Consider the following 22,855-nt stretch of genomic DNA (forward strand, 5'->3'; position numbering starts at 1 on the left):
ACTAATCTACCTCTTCATTATCTTTATCTATATTATTTGAAACTAATTCCATATGATATCCACAAGCATTTATATAATCAAAAAAGCTTTCTAAAGTGCATTTTATATTACCATTCTCTAAAGCTGATATAGTTTTAGGGAGTACATATGATTCTTCATAGAGTTGAACTTGTGTAAAACTATTTTCAAATCTTATTTCTTTTAACAAAGGCCCTAATTGAATAGGAGTTCTAATTATTTTATTTTTCATATCTTTAATTGTAAAACAGATATTTATATAAGTAAATACACCCTGTAGGGTAAATAGTGTTTTTTTACCTTGTAAGGTATATGTAAGTCGTATACCCTATAGGGTAAATGATAAGATTTTACCTTATGGGGTAAATAAAAATATTGAAAATATTTAATTTATTTTATTATTGACACTTTTATTAAATTTGTAAAAATAGTATTATAAGAAAAAAATACACACTTTTTTAAAAAAGAGTGTAATAATGGAGTGGATTATGAAGTCAATATCGATTGATTGTTTAAAAACTAATTTAAAACAATTGACTCAAAAAGTTGAAAGCAACATTTCAATAAAAAAAATAATAAATCAAATAGATATTTCTAAAACTAAAAATTATGATTTCAATGAATTAAGAATTGGAAATCATGTAGCAAAAGTACCTATAGTCCAAGGTGGTATGGGAGTTGGTATATCTTTATCTTCCCTTGCTAGTGCTGTAGCTAATCAAGGTGGTGTTGGTGTTATAGCTGCTAATGGAATCGGTCTTTTAGATAAAGACTATTTTAAAGATGGGGATAATGCTAGTGTAAGAGCTTTTAGAAAAGAAATTAGAATTGCAAGGGAAAAGAGTGATGGTATTATTGGTGTTAATATCATGGTTGCAATCAATAATTTTAAGAAAATGCTTGATGTTGCAATTGAAGAAGCTGTGGATGTTGTCTTTATGGGAGCGGGGTTACCTATAAAAAATATTCCTGTAAAAAGACTTAGAGAAAAAAATGTTAGCATTGTCCCAATTGTAAGTTCTGCTAGAGCTTGTGATTTAATCTTTAAAATGTGGTCTAAAATTTATAAAGATGTTCCTGATGGTGTTGTAGTTGAAGGGCCTTTAGCTGGTGGACACTTAGGTTTTGAGAAAGATCAAGTGGATAAAAAAGAGTATCAGTTACCAAGTTTAGTTAAAGAAATAAGATCAACTTTAAATGAATATGAAAAGCAATTTAATAGAAAATTATCACTTATAGCTGGTGGCGGAGTATATAGTGGTAAAGATATTCATAAGACTATTAAAGCAGGCGCTGATGGCGTTCAAATGGCAACTCGTTTTGTAGCTACAGAAGAATGTGATGCTGATATTAAATTTAAAGAGGCTTATGTAAACTGTAAAAAAGAAGATATTGGTTTTATTAAAAGTCCAGTTGGTATGGTTGGTCGAGCTATTAGAAATAGTTTTATTATTAATAGTGAACAAGGTAAGAAACATAATTTTTCTTGTACTTGGAGATGTTTAGCTTCTTGTAAAGCAAATGATGCAAATTATTGTATTTCTATAGCACTTAATAATGCAAGAATGGGAAAAGTTGATAAAGGTTTTGTTTTTGCTGGTTCTAATGCTTATAAAATTAAAGAAATTGTTAAAGTTAAAGATTTAGTTGCTGAATTAAGAAGTGGTTATGTAGCAGTTTGTCAAAATGAAAATTTAAGAGCTATTAATGCCTTAATTGAAAAAATAAATTCTATTTATAATAAATATGAAAATAAACTACAATTAGAATTAGCTTGTAAAAAAGCTTATGAAAAAGCTTTATCAAGTTATAATGATAATCTAATTCCAGAATTAAGAAAACAATATAAGAAAGCAAAGAATAATACGCTTAATGTACAATTTCTGTTAGAAGAAAAATTATTAACTGCTTGGAAAGCTATAGTTTAAATTAATGATAATTAAAATTATATCCCGCAGATGTGCGGGATATTTTATATATTATATTTATTGTCAAATATATATTTATTAATTGCTTTTGCAATCCCATTATTATCATTGGTATCTGTTTCATATTTTGCAATAGTTTTTACTTCTTCAGTAGCGTTTTTCATTGCTACAGAGAAACCAGCTTTTTGAAGCATCTCAATATCATTGTCATAATCACCAAATGCCATTATTTGACTTTTATCAATGTTAAAATAATTTGATAATAAGTTTATGGTGTTTCCTTTGCTAGATGTGGAAGGTATGATTTCAAGTATAAAACTAGCAGATTGAACTATTTTAATCCCATTTAAATTTAAATTTTCTAATGCTTTTTTTGTGTTTGCTAAAGCTTTAGGATCTCCATTTTTTGCAAGAATTTTATATGGTACATAATCCTCTTTTTCCCATTTGTCGATTAGTTTATTTAAATCCCCTATAATTCCTTCAAACCCAACAACTCCAATTTGTTGTTCATTCCAGTAATTATCTTCATTAAAATAATAATCATTTAAATCGAAAATCTGTGGTGTTGAGCCCGTTTCATTAATAGTTGGGATTACTTTTCTTAGTGAATCTAAACTTATTTTAGTATCTTCGATTACATTGTTTTCCCATTCTACATAGGCACCGTTAAAACAAGAATATATACAAGGTATTTCTAATTCTTTTGCTAAAAAAGTAATACCACTTTTAAATCTTCCTGAGACTAAAGCTATTGGAATGTTTTTTTCTTTCCATGCTCTTTGTAACATTAATTTATCAGCTGGATTTATCCTTTTTTTTGAATTTAATAATGTTCCATCTATATCAGTACAAATTAATTTTATATTTTCCATTTTTTTTGTAATATCCTTATTTATTTTTCATTTTGTATCATTATTTGTTAAAAATTTCTATAAGAGCTATGTAGTTATTTCAAATTTTAATTCATCTATTTTATCTTTAGCTTGAAGTAAGGTATTTTCACCTTTTTCAGTTATAGAATAATATTTTCTGATTTTCCCATTAATATTTCTTTTTTCACTAATTATTAAATCAGCTTTCTCTAAATTGTGGAATATTGGATATAATGTTCCAGCGCTGATATCATAGCCATGATGTTTTAATTCTTCTATCATCCATGAACCATATATTGGTTCTTTTTTTGCATGATGTAATATATGTAATTGTATAAAAGCTAAAAATATTTTCCTAATAGGGTCTTGCATTTATAAGGCTCCAATGTTATATTTTTTTTATAAAATCGAATTACGATATTGAATATCGATTTTGATAATAGTATATTAAATAGTATTTGTAAAAAAGTCAAATATATCTTGAGGACAAAAGAATTGAAAATAGAATTAAAAGATTTAAGTTTAAACTTTCAAGAAAAAGAGATACTAAATAAATTTAATCTTGTCGTTGAAGATAAAGATAAAATAATCATAAGTGGAAATTCAGGTAAAGGTAAATCTACATTATTAAAAATATTAATGGGTTTTCAACCTTTTGAAAGTGGACAATATATAATTAATGGAAAAAACTTTTATGATTATGAAATCCATGATGTTAGAAGAAATTTTGCTTATATAGACCAAGATGTTTCATTAAGAAAAATAAAGGTTCAAGAATACCTAAATATTATCTCAAAATATCATAATAATAATTTGTCTCATTCTATAGACTTAGAATTGTGTGATTACTTTGATTTTGATATTAAATTATTAGATAAAAATATAACACAATTATCAGGAGGCGAGAGACAACGTTTAGCAATAATTATTGCAATAATGATGGATAGACCTTGTTTTTTATTTGATGAAATAACTTCTGCTCTTGATAAAACTTTAAAAAGTAAGGTTGTTTCCTATTTTGAAAACACTGAAAAGATGGTTATTTCAATTTCACACGATAGTGTTTGGTTGAAAAATGATAAATTTAAAAGGATTTCATTATGAGCAACGATATAAGTTATTTAGGTATATTTTATTTGTGTTTATTAATTCTTCCTACCCTTTATATTAACTATAGGTTAAATATTCAATTAAATAAAAAAATAATTATTTCTGTTGTTAGAATGATAATTCAACTAAGTTTAGTTGGTGTTTATCTACAATATATATTTGATTTTAATAATTCTATATTAAATGTAGTCTATATATTAATTATGATGTTTGTAGCTTCAATCTCTATTACAAATTCAACGCCATTAAAAAAGAAGAAATTGTATTTGCCAATTTATTTATCAATGTTGATTCCTAATCTATTTATGGTTTTATTCTTTAATAAGTTTGTTATTGCTTTAGATAATGTTTTTGACGCTAGATATATTATTACAATTGGTGGAATGTTGTTAGGAAATGTTTTAAGTGGAGATATTATTGGAATTAATACTTTTTTTAAAGATCTTGAAGAAAATAAAAAAATAATTAATTACGATTTAGGATTAGGAGCTACTTTGTTGCAAGCTATAACTCCTTATATAAAAAATTCTTTAACAGCTTCAATAAGACCTACTGTTTCATCTATGGCTACTATCGGTTTGGTAGCACTTCCTGGAATGATGACTGGTCAAATATTAGGAGGGAGTGTTCCCCTCGAAGCAATTATGTATCAAATAGCCATAATGATAGCTATTTATGTTACTAGATATATAAATATTCTAGGATCAATTTTATTTACTAAAAATTCTCTGTTTGATAATTTAGATCAAATTGATTTCTAATTGTATAAATAATGAATTTTTATTCTTAAATATTATATAAAAATATAAAAATAATAATTCACCTTATACAGAAAATAATATACAAAAACAAAGTGTATGTGAAAAAAAACTTTCCATGTTATAGAAAAGTGTGTCAAAATGGATTAATTTAATGATTTATTTGAAAATAAGTTGAATTTTTATACAGTTTATTGTATATATAATTCATTAATATTTAAAAATATTAAGAAACTCACTTTGGAGGGAAAACTAAGTCTTTACTTAGTATAAGAAGAACTATGAAAAAAAGTCTATTAACTGTTTTTGCAATTGTATTAATTGCTCCTGCATTATTTTTTGTTTCTTGTCAAAAAGAAGAAGCTTCATACAATGTTGGTTTTATCGGACCAATGACAGGGGATTATGCTAACTATGGTATTTTATGTAATAATAGTGCTGAATTAGCTATTAAACATTTTAATGAAGCTGGTGGTATTAATGGTACTCCTGTAACATTAATCACAGAAGATTCTGAAGGTCTTGTAGAAAAAGCTTCAGCTGCTATCGAAAAATTATCAAGTACTGATAAAATTTTAGCTCTTGTTGGTCCTGTTTTCACAGGTTCTACATTTGCAGTTGCTGACAGATGTCAAAATGAAGGTTTAGCTCTTATTACTCCTTCTGCAACACATGCTGATATTACAGCTATTGGTGATTACATTTTTAGAACTGTTGTATCTGATGGTTTACAAGGTGAAGTTGCAGGTCATTATTTCTATGAAGTATTAGGTTATAGAGAATTAGCTGTATTATATGCTAAAAATGACTATTCTCAAGGTCTATACGAAAGCATGAGTTCTACATTTGAATCATTAGGTGGTACAATTGTTGCTGCAGAAACATGTATGGTTGGAGACAAAGACTTTAAGACTCAATTAACAAAAATTAAATCAGAATCTCCAGATGCAATCTATATTCCTAACTACACAGCTGAAATGGCTCAAATCTTAGAACAAGCTGCTCAATTAAGCGTTGGTGCTCCATTTGTTTCTTGTGATGGTTTCTCAAACCCTGAAATTTATAACTTAGCTGGTGCTTATACTGATGGTGTTGTTTATGTAGGTCCTGCAAAAGTTGAAGCTAGTGCAGCTTATAATGAATTTGTAGCTGATTATAAAGCAACTTATGGTGTTGAACCTGATTCATTTGCAACTAATGCATATGATGGTGCTAACATTATCTTAAATGCTATTAAAGCTGCTGCAGCTGATGGTAAAGCAACTAGAGCTGAAGTAAGAGATAATATTGCTGCAACTAAAGATTATGCTGGTGTAGCTGGTGTTATTAACTTTGCTGCAAATGGGGACTTAGTAGCTTACCAAGGTTTATACAAAGTTAATGGAACTACTCCTGAATACTTAGGCGCATTTGCTGTAGTAGACGGAAAGATTCAAAAAGTCGAATAATCAAATATAACTTTGACATATAGCCGGCTTTTTTAGGCCGGCTTTGAGTTTGATACAAAGAAAAATAAAAAAGATAATAAAAAGATAAGGAGACCCAGAGTGGGATCTATTTCAGAATTTTTTCAACATTTAATGAATGGACTAACCCTTGGGGGCGTTTACGCTCTTATTGCATTAGGCTATACCATGGTTTATGGGATTTTAAAGTTTATTAACTTTGCTCATGGCGATATTTTAATGGTAGGTGCATATATCGGGTTGTTCGTGTTTGACGCTTTAAGAGGAAATGCTCCTTTAGGAACTTGGACTTTTATAGCCTTTTTCTTAGCAATGTTAATTTCAATGGTGATTACTGCAGCACTTGGTATGGTTATTGAAAGAGTTGCTTATAAGCCTTTAAGAAAGGCTTCAAGATTAGCACCATTGTTATCTGCTATTGGTGTTTCATTTATACTATCTAATAGTGCTGCTTGGGCTTGGGGTACTCAAAGTAGAAAATTAAATTACCCTTTCGATAATACTCCTTTTAATATTGGTGGTGTTGTAATAACTCCTCACCAAGTATTAGTTTTGGTTGTATCTCTTGTTATGATGGTTGCATTAAAGTTGTTTGTAGACAATTCTAGAATGGGTAAAGCTATGAGAGCAACAAGTTTAGACCAAGATACTGCAAAACTTATGGGTATTAATGTTAACTCTGTAATTAGTTTAACTTTTGCTATTGGTTCAGCTTTAGCTGCAGCTGGTGGTATGTTAATTGCTTTAGATTTTAAATGCTATCCTTCAATGGGTACAATGGTAGGCCTTAAAGCTTTCGTTGCTGCTGTTGTTGGTGGTATTGGTAATATTGGGGGTGCAATGCTCGGTGGTATTACTTTAGGTTTATTAGAAACCTTTGGTGTTGCTATTTTCGGAATCCCTCAAGCTATGAAAGATACAATTTCATTTGCTGTATTAATTATTGTATTATTAGTTAGACCTCAAGGGCTACTAGGTAAAGTAGTAAGGGAGAAAGTATAATGATTAATTTTTTCTTACTTATTTTAATATATAGTGGTATTTATGCATTGATGGCTATAGGGCAAAATTTGATTACTGGTTATACTGGTATGTTAAGTCTTTGCCAAGCTGGATTCTTTGCAATTGGGGCATATGCAACTGCAATTTTAACAACAGGGCATGGTTGGTCTTTTTGGGCTACATTACCTGTAGCTGCTATTCTTGCTGCACTATTTGGTGTTTTAATTGGTCTTCCAACATTAAGATTAAAAGGTGACTATTTAGCAATTGCTACATTAGGTTTTGGAGAAATTGTAAGAAACGTTTTAAATAACTGGGATAGCTTAACAGGTGGTCCAATGGGTATTCAAAGAATTCCAATGGTTAATTTTTTTGGTTACACTATTAACCCATATAAAAAATGGGCTTTCTTAATTATGGTAATAATAATTGTACTTATAGCCTATTATCTATTTGAGAGATTAGGTAGATCTAGAATGGGTAGAGCTTTGCAAGCAATCAGAGATGATGAAATTGCAGCAGCTTCCATGGGAATTAATGTTACAAAATATAAAGTATGGGCGTTTGCAATAGGTGCATCAGTTGCTGGTATTGCAGGATCTCTTCAAGCTGTTTTTGCATTATCTGTTACCCCTGGTTCATATACATTTATGGTTTCTATAATGGTATTATGTATGGTTGTTTTAGGTGGTATGGGAAATTTTGCAGCTGTTATTTTAGGTGCATTTATTATCCAATTAATCAGTTACTTCCCACAATTAACAGGCCTTTCAAGTGTAATTCCTCCACAATTTAAACAAGTTTTATTCGGTTTAATCCTTGTTGTAATGATGATATGGAGACCTCAAGGCATTATTGGGGCTAGAAGTTATAGAGTGGGTGCTCCTAAAAAAAAGAAATCAAAAAAAGCTAAGGGGGATAAATAATGAGTTTATTAGAAAGTGAAAAACTAACCCGTGCTTTTGGTGGTGTTATGGCTGTAAATGAAGTAGATTTTTCTGCAAAAGAAGGTTTGATTACAGGTTTGATTGGACCAAATGGTGCTGGTAAAACTACTTTGTTTAATAATATGACAGGTCTTGATGTACCAACTAGTGGTAAAGTATTTTTTCAAGGAAATGATATTACAGGTTTTCCTAGTCATAAAATATCAAGATTAGGAATAGCTAGAACTTTCCAAAATATTAGATTGTTTAAAGAAATGTCAGTAATTGAAAATATTATGATTGGTAGACATTTTATGACAGGTAGTAACCCAACAAAGGGTAGATTCTTAAATATGCTTAATTCATATTTTAGAATGGAAAGTGAAGAAGAAATAATGCTTGAAAATGCTCATAAATGGTTGGAGTTCTTTGATATGAGTTCTTTAGCTAATGAAGATGCTAAAAATTTACCTTATGGTAGACAAAGAGAATTAGAAATTGCTAGAGCATTAGCTTCTAATCCTAAAATTTTATTCTTAGATGAACCTGCTGCAGGTATGAACCCTCAAGAAACTGAGCATTTAATGGATACTATTAGAAAAATTAGAGATACTGGTGTTACTGTAGTTTTAATTGAGCATGATATGAAATTAGTTATGAGTATCTGTGAAAATATTACTGTTTTAAACTATGGACAAAAAATTGCTCAGGGTACTCCTCATGAAATAAAACAAAATCCATTAGTAATTGAAGCTTATCTAGGTAAGGAGGAATAAGATGTCTGCATTATTAAATATTGATAATATTAGTGTTTCTTATGGTTCTATTAAAGCTCTTAAAGAAGTTTCAATGCATGTTAATGAAGGTGATATTGTAAGTTTAATCGGAGCAAATGGTGCTGGTAAGAGTACTTTATTGAAAGCAATTGTAGGGCTTGAACCTTTAGTTGATGGATCTATTACTTATAATAATAATATAATTTGTGATTCAAGTTCTAAAAGCTTAGCTACAGAGAAAATTGCTAAAAGTGGTATTGCTTTAGTTCCTGAAGGTAGACGTGTTTTTGCTGATATGAGTGTTGAAGAAAATTTAGATATGGGCGCTTTTATGGTAAGAGATGAAGCTCTTATTAAGAAAAAGAAAGAAGAAATGTATGAGTTTTTTCCAATATTAGGAGCTAGAAGAAAACAAAAAACTAGATCTCTTTCTGGTGGTGAACAACAAATGATGGCTATAGCAAGAGCTCTTATGAGTTCTCCAAGGATGATTTTATTAGATGAACCTGGTCTTGGTTTAGCACCATTAATTATTCAAGATATTTTTGATAAAATTGACTATATTAATAAAACTGAAAAAGTTACAGTTTTCCTTGTTGAACAAAATGCAAAAATGGCATTAAAAGCTTCAACTGAAGGTTATGTAATGGAAAATGGTAGAATTGTTTTATCAGGATCCTCAGCAGATTTATTAAATAATGATAGCGTACAAAGTGCTTATTTAGGTGCTTAAGTATAAATACTAAATAAATTATAAAATACTTGCCTTAGTTGCAAGTATTTTTTTGACATAAAAAATGAACTAAACCATAAATTATTATGATTTAGTTCAAGAGTCATGAATCAAAAAATTATGCTATGTTATTATAATTTTTTATGAATATATTATTTTCTAACCAAATGAAGAGCAAAACCAGAAAACTCTTCATTGAAATAACATACTTTCAATTGATTATTATCGTTGTATTTAAATGTGCTTTCATTAGGAGTAAAGCCTTTATCTTTTAAATATTCTATTGATCTTTCAATGTCATTACATCTAATTCCAATATGACCTTTTTTACCACTTAATAAAGTTGGGACTACTTCAATTTTATCTGAAACAAAGGCAGTAGAAGATCCTCTATTTAATGCGAATCCAAAAGTTTGTAAAGCTGAAATTGTAGATTCAGATTCATTATCATCTTCAATACCTACATGAGCAAATTCAAAACCTTGAAGTTCTAGCATTGCATCTTTACACATAGAAGTAATAGTATCCCATTCTTCATTTTCAATTAAATTAGCTTTTACCATCCATGAACCACCTGTAGCTAATACATTTTTAGTAGTTGCATAAGATTGTAAATTCTTTAAGTTAACACCACCTGTTGGCATGAACATTAAGTTAGGGAAAGGACCTGCAAAATTATTCAACATATTGATTCCACCTGATGCTTCTGCTGGGAAGAATTTTAATACATCAAAACCTTTAGCTAAACCTTTTTCAATATCGCTAGGTGTACAAACACCAGGGATGATTGGAATATCATTTTGTAAACACCAATTAACAGTGTCTTCATTAAATCCAGGAGAAACTATAAATTTAGCTCCAGCGCTTACTGCTTTTTTTGCTAATTCAACATTAGTTACAGTTCCTGCACCAACAAACATTTGAGGAAATTCTTTTGTTATATTTCTTATGCTTTGTTCTGCTGCACTTGTTCTAAATGTAACTTCTGCACAGTTGATTCCACCATCTAAAAGAGCCTTAGCTAATCCAACAGCTTTATTTGCATCTTCTAATTTTACAACTGGAACAATACCAATATTATGAAGTTTCTTTTTTAGTTCTTCAGTCATGTTATATTTTTCTCCTTAATTTTCAAAAATGGAACAATGTTCCAAAAATCTTGACAATTAAGATAATAACCTTTATTATTTAGTTTATCAAGTGAAAAGTTTAATAATTTTAAACATTTTGGAGGAAATTATGGGAAACAAGTTTGTAAGTTTTGGAGAAATAATGCTTCGTTTAAGAAGTGAAGAGCATGAAAGATTATTCCAAACAAAAAGATTAGAAGCAACTTTTGGTGGCGGAGAAGCTAATGTAGCTGTATCATTATCTATTTTTGGAAGAGATTCAAAATTTATTACAGCTTTACCTAATAATGCAGTTGGCGAAGCAGCAATGAGAGAGCTAAATAAATATGGTGTTGATACTAAAGATATCACATTAACTAAAGATGGAAGAGTAGGTATTTATTTCTTAGAAACAGGAGCTAATCAAAGACCTTCATCAGTTGTTTATGATAGAGCTAATAGTTCTATTGCTCTAGCATCTCCAAGTGATTTTGATTTTGACAAGATTTTTGAAGATGCAAAATGGTTCCATATAACAGGTATTACACCTGCATTAAGTCAAAATTCAGCAGATTGTGCACTAGCTGCTATGAAAAGTGCTAAAGAACATGGTGTTACAGTTTCAATTGATTTAAATTATAGAAAAAAATTATGGAAATATGGCAAAGATGCACCAGAAGTTATGAGGGAATTAGTTCCTTTTGCTGATGTAGTAATTGCAAATGAAGAAGATGTTCAAAAATGTTTAGGTATCGAAGCTGATAGTGATGTTACATCAGGTGAATTAGATACTAATGTATATAAAGAATTAGCAGAAAAAGTAAAAGCTCAATTCCCTAATGTAAGCCATGTAGCAATTACTCTTAGAGAAAGTAAGAGTGCAGATAGAAATGGTTGGTCAGCAGCTTTACTTGGTACAACTGGTTTCTATTTATCTAGACATTATGAAATAACTGATATTATTGATAGAGTTGGAGGAGGAGATTCTTTCTCAGCCGGTATGATTTACGGATTAAGTGAATATAGTGATGATGAGGAATATGCTCTAAACTATGCTGTAGCAGCTTCTTGCTTAAAACACTCAATCAATGGTGATTTTAATTTATCTAGGAAAAGTGAAGTTGAAGCTTTATGTAAAGGCGATGGATCTGGAAGAGTTCAACGTTAATTTGTTTTAATTTCTGTTTTTATTGTTTGTTGCTCCATATCATTTTTTGATATGGAGTTTGTGTTTTAATTAAAAGTTATTTTCTGTATCCTAGTAAAGATGAAATTTTATCACATGTTTCTACTATTTCTTTTATAATTTCATCTTTTTTGTCTTTTTCGAATCTAAATAAAGGCCATGAAACACTAAGTGCTGCTACAACTTTTCCACTATAGTCTCTTATACTAGAGCCTATACATGTTATTCCTTCTTCGTGTTCTTGTTCATCACTTGCCCAACCTCTTTTTTTTATTAATTCAAGTTGTTCAACTAATTGATTCTTATTTAAAGTATGTTTTGTATAAGGTTTAAATTCAGTAGTAGATAAATATTTGTTAAGAAAATCTTTATCTTCATCACATAGAAGATTTTTTCCTATTGCTGTACAATATAAAGGTATTCGTTTTCCAACTCTAGAATACATTCTAATAGTGTAAGAAGATTCTCTTTTTAAAATGTATACAGCTCTATCACCATCCATTATTCCCATATGTACTGTTTCTTTAAAATGATTACATATTTCGTCTATAAAAGGGGTTGCAATATCAATTAAATTTATATGAGATAAACTATTAGATCCAACACTAAACATTTTAAGTGTTAAACTATATAAATCATTTTCGTCTCTATAAACATAACCTAAAGTAATTAAAGAATTTAAAAACCTAATTAAAGTTGGTTTAGGAAGTTCTGTTTTCTTTGCGAGTTGTTCTAAGTTTATCTTCTTTATTTTAGATAAAGTTTCTAAAATAAGAATTGTTCTATTTACTGCATTTAATTGTGTTTTATTATCCATTAGTATCTCTCATGATTTATTATATATAATTATATAATAATTATCAGTGAAATAGAAAGGGTAAATAAAATAAACTTATTTTATTGACACGAGTAAATACTAGTGATAATATTTTTAAATTAAAAGGAGAGATTAAATTGGCTTCTAGAAAAGATGTTGCAAAATTAGCTGGAGTTTCACCTGCTACTGTATCCTATTATGTAAATAAAAATGGATATGTAAGTGAGATAACAGGTAAAAAAATTCAAAATGCAATTGATGAGTTAAATTACACCCCTAATTTAATTGCTAGAAGTTTAAAAATTAATGATACTAAGCAGTTATTATTTTTATGTAATGATATTAGAAACCCTTTCTACTCTCAGCTAGTACATAGAGCAACTAAATCAGCTTCTAAAAATGGTTATACATGCTTATTCTCTCCAATAGTAAATGATCCTGATTATATTAATAGAATTTTAAGTTACCAAGTTAGTGGTGTGTTTGCTTCTAATAATAAAATGGATGTTACTCAAATTAATAAAATAGCAAAAACAAATATTCCAGTTGTTATATTAAGAGATATAGATTGGAAAGATTTAGATTCATCTGTTACACTTTTAAAAGTAGAGTTTTCTACTATTATGAAAGAAATTATAGAGCATTTAGTTAATAAAGGTTGTTCAGAAATTCACTATGTATCAAGTTCAACAATTAATAATTTAGATGCTAAGTCAACATCATTTATTAAGGCGATGGGTAATAAATCTTATTCAGTAATAGAAAACGTATCATCTACTAATGATGCTTATCAAACGATTATTGAAACTTATAAAACAAAAGATGCTTTTCCTAATGCCTTTGTTTGTACAAATGATGGTGTAGCTCTAGGTTGTATTAGAGCAATCATAGATTGTGGATTAAAAGTACCAGACGATGTTAAAGTTGTAGGATTCGATAATACTAATATTTCTCAGTTTTCTAATCCAAAGATTTCAACTGTAGATATTGATAGTGATAAAATAGGTGAAATAGCTGTTTCAAAACTATTAAATAAAATTAATAAAAATGAAGAAGAAGATTTGGTGATAAAGCCAAAATTAATTATAAGAGAATCATCTAATTCTTAGATTGATTTTTTATAAATATATATTTACTCGAGTAAATATATAGAAAGGAGTAAAATGAAAAATAAAAAAAATATTCTAGTCTTCATGACTGATCAACAAAATAGTGAAACTTTAAAACCTGAATCAAAGGCTAAAACACCTAATTTGGATAAATTTTTAAAAAATTCTATAAAATTTAACAATTGCTATACAACCTCACCTCATTGTTGTCCTTCACGAGCTGGTTTTTTCTCCGGGTTATATCCTTCAGAGCATAATGTTTGGCATAATGTTGAAGTTGATAATGCAATATCGAGAACTCTTTATGATGGGGTGAAGTTATTCCCAGAAATATTAAAAGAAGATGGTTATAAAACATATTTTGCAGGGAAATGGCATGTTAGTGCATATGAAGGACCTAAGGATAGAGGTTTTGACGAAGTGTTATTTGAATATACTTCTAACTATGGAAGATTTACTGAAGAGAATAAATCAAGATATAAAGCTTGGAGTGAAGTATATAGTCATAAAGAAAATATGAAATTAGATGAGTCTAAGGATTTTGGAGAAATCGTTAGATGTGGGTATCCAAAATATTATCAATTTGGAGTAGATGATAATCCTTTTGGGGATAATACATCAACTGAGAGAGCATGTGAAGTTTTAGATAATTATAATAGTGAAAATCCGTTTTTTATGTATGTTGGCACAACAGGTCCCCACGACCCTTATTGTCCACCACAAAAGTTTTTGGATATGTATAAAGATGTTGAAATAGAATTACCTCCTAATTTTGATGATGATATGATGGATAAACCATCTCTTTATAGAAGAACAAAAGAATGTTTTAAATTAACAAAAGAAGAACATATTGAATCAATTAGGCGTTATTATGCTTTTGTATCATATGAAGATTATCTTTTTGGTCAAATCATAAATAAACTTGAAGAAACAAATTTATTAAAAGATACATATGTACTTTATTTAACTGATCATGGTGATTATGTTGGTGCACATGGTTTATGGTCAAAAGGTTTACCTTGCTTTAAGGAAGCTTATAACATTGGAGTATGTTTAGGTGGTGCTGATATTAATGAGCATGTAGAAAATGATGATTTATTATCAATTTGTGATTTTGCACCAACTATTTTAGAGTTAACAGGAAATAAAGATAAACTAAAAACGACAGGGAAAAGTTTAGTTCCAATTATTAATAATAAAAAAACTCCTAAAGATTGGAGAGAAGATTTATTTACTCAAACTAATGGGAATGAAATATATGGAATTCAGAGAGCTGTTTTTAATAAAAAATGGAAACTTGTAATGAATACTTTTGATTATGATGAACTTTATGATTTAGAAAAAGATCCTTTAGAAATGAAGAATATTATTAATGAAGCTCCTAAAGAATTGATTAAATCTTTATATAAAAAGTTGTGGAAATTTGCAAAAGAAACTAAAGATAATTGTACTTGTCCATATATAACAGTATCAGTTCCAAGTTATGGTCCAGGAATAATTTACGAAGATTAGATTATAAAAAATAAGTATGTTAAAAGCTAAAGTATAGTTGTTGTTTGACAATTAATATACTTTAGTTTTTTTATTTTTTTCTTGACAGATACGTATATTGAGTTAAACTGTTAATGAAAATGTACACACGTATGTATATTTTTTTTAAAAAAGATATACACACGTATGTATAAACAAGGGAGGCTCAGTAATGAGAAAAATTTTAAGTGTAGTGTTAGTAGTATTAGCTTGTAGTTCAACTTTATTTGCTTCAGGTGAAAAAGAAAGTGAAACTAATGGTAAAACAGTATTAAAGGTTGCGAACTATGCCCTTTTAGAAAGTGGCTATGAACAATTTTGGAAAGATGTAGAAACAAATTTTGAAGCTGCAAATCCTAATGTAGATATTGAATGGGTTACAGCACCATATGGTGAAATAATGAACCAAGTAATTAATATGGCAGGTGGTGGAGACAAAGTTGACGCTATTTTTAGTGAAATAGACTGGATTCCAGGCTTTGAAGATGCAGGTCTTGCTGCCCCTATTAGTGATATTTTACCTCAATCTTTCTTAGATGATTTATATCCAGATGTTATGAAAGCTTTTGAAATTGGTGGTACAGCATATGGTGTTCCTCTATATATTTCTCCTTATGTAATGTATTACAATAAAACTTTATTTGAAAAAGCTGGACTTGATCCTAATATGCCACCTAAAACTTATGATGAAATGTTAATGATGGCAAAAGAATTATCAAAATTAAAAGATTCAAACGGTAATAAAGTTTATGCATTTGGTCAAACAACTGCTTCAGTACCTGTTTCAGGTAGTAGTGTAAATGCAATGATATTTAACTTTGGTGGATCTGTATTAGATGATAATGGTAATCTTTCAGTTGATAATAAAGGTTTTGAAGAAGCAATTACAATGTTAAAAACATTAGATGATTATTCATATAATCCTCAAAATGCTAAGTTAAAAGATTTAAGAAACCTTTTTGCTTTAGAACAACTAGCAATGTATTATGATCAAAGTTGGGGATTTAATGGTATTAGATCTATCAATCCTGATGCAGTAAATTTCGCAGCTAGTGCAGCTCCATTAGTAGGTGGAAATGGAAGTGGTCAATCATTACTACAATCACATTGTTTCATTCTTGTAGATAATGGAGATGCTAGAAAAGATGCATTATCAAAATTTGTTCAATATGTAATTTCAGCTGATGTATTAGGTGATTACCTAGCTAATTTAACTCCTGCTTATCCTGCAATTAAGAGTATGGAAGGAATGGAAGCTATTGAAAACAATCCTGTATTAAAAGGTGCTGCTGCTTCAGCAAGTAATGTAAAAGCACAACCTTTTATTCCTCAATTAAAAGATATTAACTTAGAACTTTGTACATTAGCTCAAGCTGTAACAGTTGGAGATGAAGATGTAGCATCAGCTATAAGTGATTTCAAGAAAAGAGCTCAATCAAAATTAAGCGAATAGCATAGTACTTTGGGTTCTAAGGTATCTTAGAACCCAATTCTTAGGAGATTTTTTGATGAAAAAGAAATACCAAAAATTATCAGATAATAGCTATTCTTTTGTATTAACAATACCGGCAACGATTTTAACTGTTGTATTTATAATTGTACCGATTGTTCAATCATTGTTTATGAGCTTTCAAAAGTATGGTGTAAAAAATATTATTAGTGGTAAACCAGGGACTTGGAATAATTTTAGAAACTACACTAAATTATTTGAATCGAATCAAATACCTGAAGCAGCATATCATACATTATGGTTTGTATTATTTGTTATTATATTTCAGTTTATTATTGGAATGGCATTAGCTTTAGTATTAAATAAAGAATTTAAAGGTTCAAGATTTTTTAGATCAATAATGATGACCCCTTGGGTTGTTCCTACAGTTATTTCTGGTCTTATCTGGATGTGGTTATTTCAACCACAATATGGATTTGTAAAATACTTTATTTCAATTTTAAGTTTTGGACAGGTAACTGATCTTGCAATATTGAATAATCCAAAAACTGCATTAGGTGGTATAGCAGTTGCTGCGCTTTGGAAGCAGATACCTTTAACAACACTTTTATTACTTGCAGGACTCCAAAATGTGCCAAAAAGCACATTAGAAGCTGCAACTATAGATGGTGCTGGTGCAATTAGAAGATTTTTTTCAATTATAATTCCATATTTAGCTCCTGTTATCAAAATAACAATATCAATGGCTATTATAGAAAACTTTAAGCAATTTCCACTCTTTTGGACAATGACTGGAGGTGGACCTAATGGATCAACAACTAACTTTGCAATATTAAGTTATAGAGAAGCTTTTGTTTCAATGAATTTAGGTTCCGGTGCAGCAGTTACAACTATGTGGATGATTATGATGATAGTAATCGTTGGATTATATCAAAAGTACTTTAAAGTACAAGATTTAAGTTAGGGGATAGAAAATTATGAAAAAGAAATTACCTACAATTTTAAAGTTTATTATATTAGCCCTAATTATGTTGTTTTTATTATTTCCAATATATTGGATGTTAATTACATCTTTTAAAACTAATATGGAAGCATATTTATATCCACCATCTTTTTTCCCAAAAACTTTTGTATTAGATGCGTTTATAAATCTATTTACAGAAAATAATGAATTCTTTGTCTATTATTTTAATAACTTTTTAGTTTCATTTATTAGTGCTCTTATTACTTGTTTTGTTGCAATTTTTGCAGGGTATTCAATTGCAAGATTTAATACTAAGTGGAGCAAAGCTTTTGTTGCTATATTGTTATCATCCCAAATGTTTCCAATTATCTCAAGAATGATTTCACTTTATTCAATGATGTCAAAGATGGGAATCATAAATACAAGAACAGGATTAATATTAGCTATTGTAGCAGCTCAAGTTCCTTTCTGTTGTTTATTGTTATCTAGCTTTTTCTTTAATATTCCTAAAGAAATTGAAGAAGCTGCAACAGTTGATGGTGCATCGAGAAATACTATTTTATTTAAGTTGTTAACTCCTTTAGTAACCCCAGGTATTTTAGCAGTTGGAATTTATGCGTTCTTGATGACTTGGGATGATTATCTACATGCAGCAACTCTTATTCAAACAGATAGTTTAAGGACATTATCAGTTGGAATTAGTCTTAGATACTTAGGAGAATTATCATACGATTGGTCATTAATTAACAGTATTTCTGTAGTTGGTACATTGCCAATGGTATTAGTATTTTTCTTCTTCCAAAAATATATGGTAAAAGGATTAGTAGCTGGAGCTGTTAAAGGTTAAAGCTAAAAGAAGGTTATATGAAAGATAAAAGACAAGTCGTTTTTATTATGACGGACACTACTCGATGGGATATGTTAGGATGTTACGGCAATAAAGATATGAAAACACCTAATTTAGATAATTTAGCTAAAGAAGGTGTAAGATATGAAAAAAACTATTCTACACAACCCGTTTGTGGACCCGCTAGGAGTGCAATTTTTACAGGACTTTATCCTCACTCAAATGGTGGAATAACTAATACTGTAGCATTAACAGATGGAGTTAAAACTATTGGTGAATATTTACAACCTAATGATATTTCTTGTGCATATATTGGGAAATGGCATTTAGATGGTGGAGATTATTTTGGTAATGGTATTTGTCCTAAAGGTTATGATGAAGATTATTGGTACGATATGAGATGTTATGTAAATGAACTTAGTGATGAAGAAAAATTGCTTAGTCGTAAAGAAGAATCATCTTTAATAAATGGAGGAATTTCTGAAAAATTAACATTTGGTCATAGGGTAAGTGATAGAGCTTTAGATTACATTGATAAACATTCTGAAGAAGATATGTTTTTATGTGTAAGTTATGATGAACCTCATCAACCTTATTTATGTCCTGAACCATATGCTTCTATGTATGAGGATTATGAATTTCCTAAAACACCAAATTATTATGATACTTTAGAAGGTAAACCATTATATCAAAAACTATGGGCTGGAGAAACTTTATTAGAAGATAAAGATGGATTAAAAATAAAGCCACAATTATTTTTAGGATGTAATAGTTATGCTGATTATGAAATTGGCAGAGTATTAGATAAAGTTAAAGAAAAAATGCCAAATGCTATGGTTATCTTTACAAGCGATCATGGAGAAGCATTAGGAGCTCATTCTCTTAATTTAAAGGGTGCATCTGTTTATGAAGAAATATCTCATGTTCCATTAATCATAAAAGGAGGAGCTTATATGCAGACTCCAATTAATGAAGTATATGATCATGTTACTTCTCATATTGATTTAGTACCTACTATCTTAGATTATTATAGTTTATATACTCCTCCTGTATTAGCAGGTAAGAGTATGAGAGAAATAATTGAATCACCTAAAAAAAATATTCTTCGTGATACAGTATTCTGTGAATTTCATAGATATGAAATTGACCATGATGGTTTTGGTGGAATACAATTTATGAGAAGTGCTATTAGTGATAATAGAAAATTAGCTATCCATTTATTAGATAATACTGATGAATTATATGATACTAATAATGATCCTTATGAAATGGTAAATCAAATTGAAAATGAAGATTATATAGAAGATAGGAAATATCTACACACCCAAATATTAAATTGGATGAATAATACAAGAGATCCTTATAGAGGCTATCAATGGAAATGTAGATATTGGAATGATGAGAAACCAAGTTGGGATTGTGATGGATATACACGTCAAAGACCAAGTGCAAAAGATGAAATAAAGCAACTTGATTATGATACAGCTCTTGAGATACAAGAGAATGTAAGGTATAAAATAAAGAAACAGCTTGTGTAGGTATATATGAATAAAACTATAAAAAGAGTTACAAGAAAGGATGTTGCTGAGAGGGCAAATGTCTCTCCAACCATTGTTTCTTATGTAATTAATAATAATCGATATGTAGATGCTGAAAAAAAGAAAAGAGTTCAGCAAGCTTTAAAAGATTTGGGGTATAAGCCAAATGCTATGGCTAGAGCTCTTAAAGGGAAGCAAAGTAATCATATTCTTTTTATAGTTGATGATTTACAAAGTGAACACTTTAGTAAAATAATGAAGCAAATAGATTCTTGGGCTTATGAAAATAATTATTTTATTTCACTTTGTGAAAGTAGAAATAGTGACAGTTTTGTAAATCAAGTGTATCAAAGATATTTTGATGCAGTATTAATTGCTTCTGGTACTTTTAAACAAAAATATATTCAAGAATTAATAGATACTAAAATTCCTGTAGTTATATTGGAAATGAGGAAATATGATAAACTTCATGGTAATTTTGGTCTAATAAACACGGGGCTGTATCAAGGCTCCCGTGATTGTTGTAAAACTCTAATTGAAAAAGGGCGAGACAAAATATTATTTGTTGATAGTTTTAAAACACTTTCATTTACAAAAAGTTCTAAAGATGATTTTAGATATAAAGGTTTTATAGATGAATTAATAAACCATGATTTTGTCAAAGATGTTAACTATAAAATAATTAATAATTGTCATGACGAAAAAGATTTATCAAAAAGAATTGATGAAATACTAGCTTCAGGGTTTAAAATTGATGCTGTTTTTGGAAGAACAGACTCTGTAGCAATTCAAACTATGTATAAGTTGATAGATAAAGGTTATAAAATACCAATAGATTGTTCAATTATTGGTGTAAATAATGCTAGAATCTCAAGATATACAACTCCACAATTATCTACTTTAGATATCAATAGAGAAGGAATAGGAAAAGCAATAATTAATCTTTTAGGCAAAATGTTTAATCATAGAGATGTTGATAATTTAAATATTTCTTTAGAAACTTTATTAATTAAAAGAGATAGTCTTTAGCTCTTGTTAATATTATAGTAACTAGTTAAGATAGTTTTTTATGAAAGCTATAAATGAAAAAGAACTTCGATTTTCGAAAAAGTATTTATTATATTTAATTTTGCCTCTTTTCGGAGAGCAATTTTTATCAATACTTGTTGGAGTAATTGATTCAATAATGGTAGCTTCATATTCTGAGGCCGCTATTAGCGGGGTTTCATTAATTGATTCTTTATATTCATTATTTTTCTTTTTGATTTCAGCTTTTACAACAGGTGGTGCTGTTGTTACTAGTCAGTATTTAGGACGAGGTGATAAGAAAAGAGCTAAAGCTGCATCTAAAGCACTATTATATATTTCTTTATTTTTTGGAATACTAATAGCTCTCTTATTTTTACCAATTCAAGGTTCTCTAATTTCTTTTATATATGGTGATTTAGATATAGCTGTATATGATCAAAGCTTAATATATTTCGATTATGTTTTTATATCTATTCCATTTTTATGTTTATTTGCTTCTGGTAGCGCTTTATTTAGATCTGTTGGAAATTCGAAAATCTCTCTTAAAATATCAATATTAATGAATATTTTAAATGTTGTTTTAAATGCAGTTTTTATTTATGGGTTAAAGATGGGAATTAAAGGTGCAGGTATTGCAACTTTAGTTTCTAGAATAGTATCAGGAGTGTTGATGTTTATATTCTTGATTACTTTTGATAGTGAAATTAAAGTTGAGAATATATTAAAAGTAAATATAGATTTTAGTATATTAAAGAAAATATTTTCTATTAGTATTCCTAACGCAATAGAAAATAGTGTATTTCAAGTTGGAAAAATTGCTGTTCAAAGTATTGTTGCAAGCTTGGGAGTTGCATCTATTGCTGCTAATGTTGTAGTAAATAATTTATGTACATTTGCTATTCTTCCAGGTACTGCAGTGTCTTTAGCTTCTACAACAATAATTGGGCAATGTTTAGGTGCAAGAGAAAAAGATCAAGCAAAATACTATACCTCTCTTTTATTAAAAATATCATTAATAGCTATTTTATCTTTTTGTGTAGTTATTTTTATTTTATTAAAACCAATTATTTCTTTATATAATTTATCTGCTGAAGCTACAACTCTAGCTACTAATATAAGTACAATAGTTTTAATATTGACCTCTATTCTTTGGACATTTTCTTTTGCTACTCCAAATATTTTAAGATCAGCAGGCGATGTAAAATATACTCTAGTTTGTTCTTTAATTAGTTTAATCCTTTGTAGAATATTAGGAGCTGTTATCTTTACAAAAGTATTTGATTTGGGTTTGTATGGTGTATGGTTTGCAATGATGGTTGATTGGATTTGTAGATCAAGTTGCTATATTACCCGACTAAAAGGTGAAACTTGGCTTAATAAAAAAGTTATTTAATTCTAAAATAAGTCTTATCTATTTTATTATTTATAAAAATATTACCCAATTTTGTATTATATATACAATTGGGTTTTAATATTTTAATGGTATATTATATTATTTAAACATCCTATTTTTACATATATATATAGTTTAATTCTATCATAAATTATAATCGCTTATTTTTTTATTATAAATAAATTTCTCATTTGGTATTAAAAGATAAATAATGTTGACAAAACCAAAAATGTAATTTAGTATTCAAATATAAAGTTTGTATACAAATTTATTTAATGTATACACAAATGG

General features: G+C 28.8%; 22 protein-coding genes. 17 read left to right on the plus strand and 5 right to left on the minus strand.

The annotated features are described in order from the left end of the window. Nucleotide 1 precedes the first annotated feature (1 nt). Nucleotides 2-250, minus strand: a complete 249-nt coding sequence (locus ACPKM0_RS05530) for a helix-turn-helix domain-containing protein (RefSeq protein WP_472474088.1) — start codon at nt 248-250, stop codon at nt 2-4. Between the two features lie 256 nt (nt 251-506). Between ACPKM0_RS05530 and ACPKM0_RS05535 the strand changes: the two genes are divergently transcribed. Beyond that, the gene (locus ACPKM0_RS05535) at nt 507-1,946 is read left to right on the plus strand and encodes an NAD(P)H-dependent flavin oxidoreductase (RefSeq protein WP_472474089.1); all 1,440 of its coding nucleotides are present in this window, start codon (nt 507-509) and stop codon (nt 1,944-1,946) included. Between the two features lie 44 nt (nt 1,947-1,990). On the opposite strand, the gene ACPKM0_RS05540 is transcribed toward ACPKM0_RS05535, so the two are convergent. Continuing rightward, on the minus strand, nt 1,991-2,821 hold the full coding sequence (locus ACPKM0_RS05540; protein WP_472474091.1) for a Cof-type HAD-IIB family hydrolase: 831 nt from the start codon (nt 2,819-2,821) through the stop codon (nt 1,991-1,993). A 66-nt stretch (nt 2,822-2,887) separates the two neighbouring features. Then, nucleotides 2,888-3,193 (minus strand): PadR family transcriptional regulator, encoded by a 306-nt coding sequence (locus ACPKM0_RS05545; protein ID WP_472474093.1) that lies wholly within the window; start codon nt 3,191-3,193, stop codon nt 2,888-2,890. A 123-nt stretch (nt 3,194-3,316) separates the two neighbouring features. On the opposite strand from ACPKM0_RS05545, the gene ACPKM0_RS05550 reads away from it, so the two are divergent. From ACPKM0_RS05550 to ACPKM0_RS05580, 7 genes are all read left to right on the plus strand, one after another. Continuing rightward, a complete protein-coding gene (locus tag ACPKM0_RS05550; RefSeq protein ID WP_472474094.1) occupies nt 3,317-3,925 on the plus strand; it encodes an ABC transporter ATP-binding protein in 609 nt (202 codons plus the stop codon). Beyond that, nucleotides 3,922-4,692: an ABC transporter permease gene (locus tag ACPKM0_RS05555; protein WP_472474096.1), complete on the plus strand. Its 771-nt coding sequence runs from the start codon at nt 3,922-3,924 to the stop codon at nt 4,690-4,692. Before ACPKM0_RS05550 ends, ACPKM0_RS05555 begins: the two co-directional genes overlap by 4 nt. Before the next feature lie 278 nt (nt 4,693-4,970). After that, the gene (locus ACPKM0_RS05560; RefSeq protein ID WP_472474098.1) at nt 4,971-6,137 is read left to right on the plus strand and encodes an ABC transporter substrate-binding protein; all 1,167 of its coding nucleotides are present in this window, start codon (nt 4,971-4,973) and stop codon (nt 6,135-6,137) included. 132 nt (nt 6,138-6,269) lie between these two features. Further along, the gene (locus ACPKM0_RS05565) at nt 6,270-7,157 is read left to right on the plus strand and encodes a branched-chain amino acid ABC transporter permease (RefSeq protein ID WP_472474145.1); all 888 of its coding nucleotides are present in this window, start codon (nt 6,270-6,272) and stop codon (nt 7,155-7,157) included. After that, nucleotides 7,157-8,083 carry a branched-chain amino acid ABC transporter permease gene (locus ACPKM0_RS05570; protein WP_472474100.1) on the plus strand — a complete coding sequence of 309 codons (927 nt, stop codon included), beginning with the start codon at nt 7,157-7,159 and terminating at the stop codon, nt 8,081-8,083. Before ACPKM0_RS05565 ends, ACPKM0_RS05570 begins: the two co-directional genes overlap by 1 nt. Further along, nucleotides 8,083-8,859: an ABC transporter ATP-binding protein gene (locus ACPKM0_RS05575; RefSeq protein WP_472474102.1), complete on the plus strand. Its 777-nt coding sequence runs from the start codon at nt 8,083-8,085 to the stop codon at nt 8,857-8,859. The genes ACPKM0_RS05570 and ACPKM0_RS05575 overlap by 1 nt, the downstream gene beginning before the upstream one ends. A gap of 1 nt (nt 8,860) precedes the next feature. Next, entirely contained in the window at nt 8,861-9,592 is a 732-nt protein-coding gene (locus ACPKM0_RS05580; protein WP_472474104.1) for an ABC transporter ATP-binding protein, read from the plus strand. Nucleotides 9,593-9,744: 152 nt separating this feature from the next. On the opposite strand, the gene ACPKM0_RS05585 is transcribed toward ACPKM0_RS05580, so the two are convergent. Continuing rightward, the gene (locus ACPKM0_RS05585) at nt 9,745-10,701 is read right to left on the minus strand and encodes a bifunctional 4-hydroxy-2-oxoglutarate aldolase/2-dehydro-3-deoxy-phosphogluconate aldolase (RefSeq protein WP_472474106.1); all 957 of its coding nucleotides are present in this window, start codon (nt 10,699-10,701) and stop codon (nt 9,745-9,747) included. A gap of 130 nt (nt 10,702-10,831) precedes the next feature. On the opposite strand from ACPKM0_RS05585, the gene ACPKM0_RS05590 reads away from it, so the two are divergent. After that, nucleotides 10,832-11,869: a PfkB family carbohydrate kinase gene (locus tag ACPKM0_RS05590; RefSeq protein ID WP_472474107.1), complete on the plus strand. Its 1,038-nt coding sequence runs from the start codon at nt 10,832-10,834 to the stop codon at nt 11,867-11,869. Between the two features lie 76 nt (nt 11,870-11,945). Here ACPKM0_RS05590 and ACPKM0_RS05595 read toward each other — a convergent pair whose 3' ends face one another. Next, entirely contained in the window at nt 11,946-12,704 is a 759-nt protein-coding gene (locus tag ACPKM0_RS05595) for an IclR family transcriptional regulator domain-containing protein (RefSeq protein WP_472474109.1), read from the minus strand. Between the two features lie 137 nt (nt 12,705-12,841). Here ACPKM0_RS05595 and ACPKM0_RS05600 point away from each other — a divergent pair, with 137 nt between their 5' ends. The 8 genes from ACPKM0_RS05600 (at nt 12,842) to ACPKM0_RS05635 (ending at nt 22,564) form a co-directional block, all read left to right on the plus strand. After that, the gene (locus ACPKM0_RS05600) at nt 12,842-13,813 is read left to right on the plus strand and encodes a LacI family DNA-binding transcriptional regulator (protein WP_472474111.1); all 972 of its coding nucleotides are present in this window, start codon (nt 12,842-12,844) and stop codon (nt 13,811-13,813) included. 54 nt (nt 13,814-13,867) lie between these two features. Continuing rightward, nucleotides 13,868-15,325: a sulfatase-like hydrolase/transferase gene (locus ACPKM0_RS05605; RefSeq protein WP_472474113.1), complete on the plus strand. Its 1,458-nt coding sequence runs from the start codon at nt 13,868-13,870 to the stop codon at nt 15,323-15,325. A gap of 190 nt (nt 15,326-15,515) precedes the next feature. Beyond that, a complete protein-coding gene (locus ACPKM0_RS05610; RefSeq protein ID WP_472474115.1) occupies nt 15,516-16,796 on the plus strand; it encodes an ABC transporter substrate-binding protein in 1,281 nt (426 codons plus the stop codon). A 55-nt stretch (nt 16,797-16,851) separates the two neighbouring features. Continuing rightward, nucleotides 16,852-17,757 carry a carbohydrate ABC transporter permease gene (locus ACPKM0_RS05615; protein WP_472474117.1) on the plus strand — a complete coding sequence of 302 codons (906 nt, stop codon included), beginning with the start codon at nt 16,852-16,854 and terminating at the stop codon, nt 17,755-17,757. A 13-nt stretch (nt 17,758-17,770) separates the two neighbouring features. Then, entirely contained in the window at nt 17,771-18,604 is an 834-nt protein-coding gene (locus ACPKM0_RS05620; protein ID WP_472474119.1) for a carbohydrate ABC transporter permease, read from the plus strand. A 17-nt stretch (nt 18,605-18,621) separates the two neighbouring features. Further along, nucleotides 18,622-20,142, plus strand: coding sequence for a sulfatase-like hydrolase/transferase (locus ACPKM0_RS05625; protein WP_472474121.1), 1,521 nt, complete (start codon nt 18,622-18,624; stop codon nt 20,140-20,142). Nucleotides 20,143-20,148: 6 nt separating this feature from the next. Further along, nucleotides 20,149-21,171: a LacI family DNA-binding transcriptional regulator gene (locus ACPKM0_RS05630; protein WP_472474123.1), complete on the plus strand. Its 1,023-nt coding sequence runs from the start codon at nt 20,149-20,151 to the stop codon at nt 21,169-21,171. A 40-nt stretch (nt 21,172-21,211) separates the two neighbouring features. Beyond that, the gene (locus ACPKM0_RS05635) at nt 21,212-22,564 is read left to right on the plus strand and encodes an MATE family efflux transporter (protein ID WP_472474124.1); all 1,353 of its coding nucleotides are present in this window, start codon (nt 21,212-21,214) and stop codon (nt 22,562-22,564) included. The last annotated feature ends 291 nt before the right edge of the window (nt 22,565-22,855 follow it).

It is taken from the genome of Pleomorphochaeta sp., from assembly GCF_050031695.1.
Classification (GTDB): domain Bacteria; phylum Spirochaetota; class Spirochaetia; order Sphaerochaetales; family Sphaerochaetaceae; genus Pleomorphochaeta.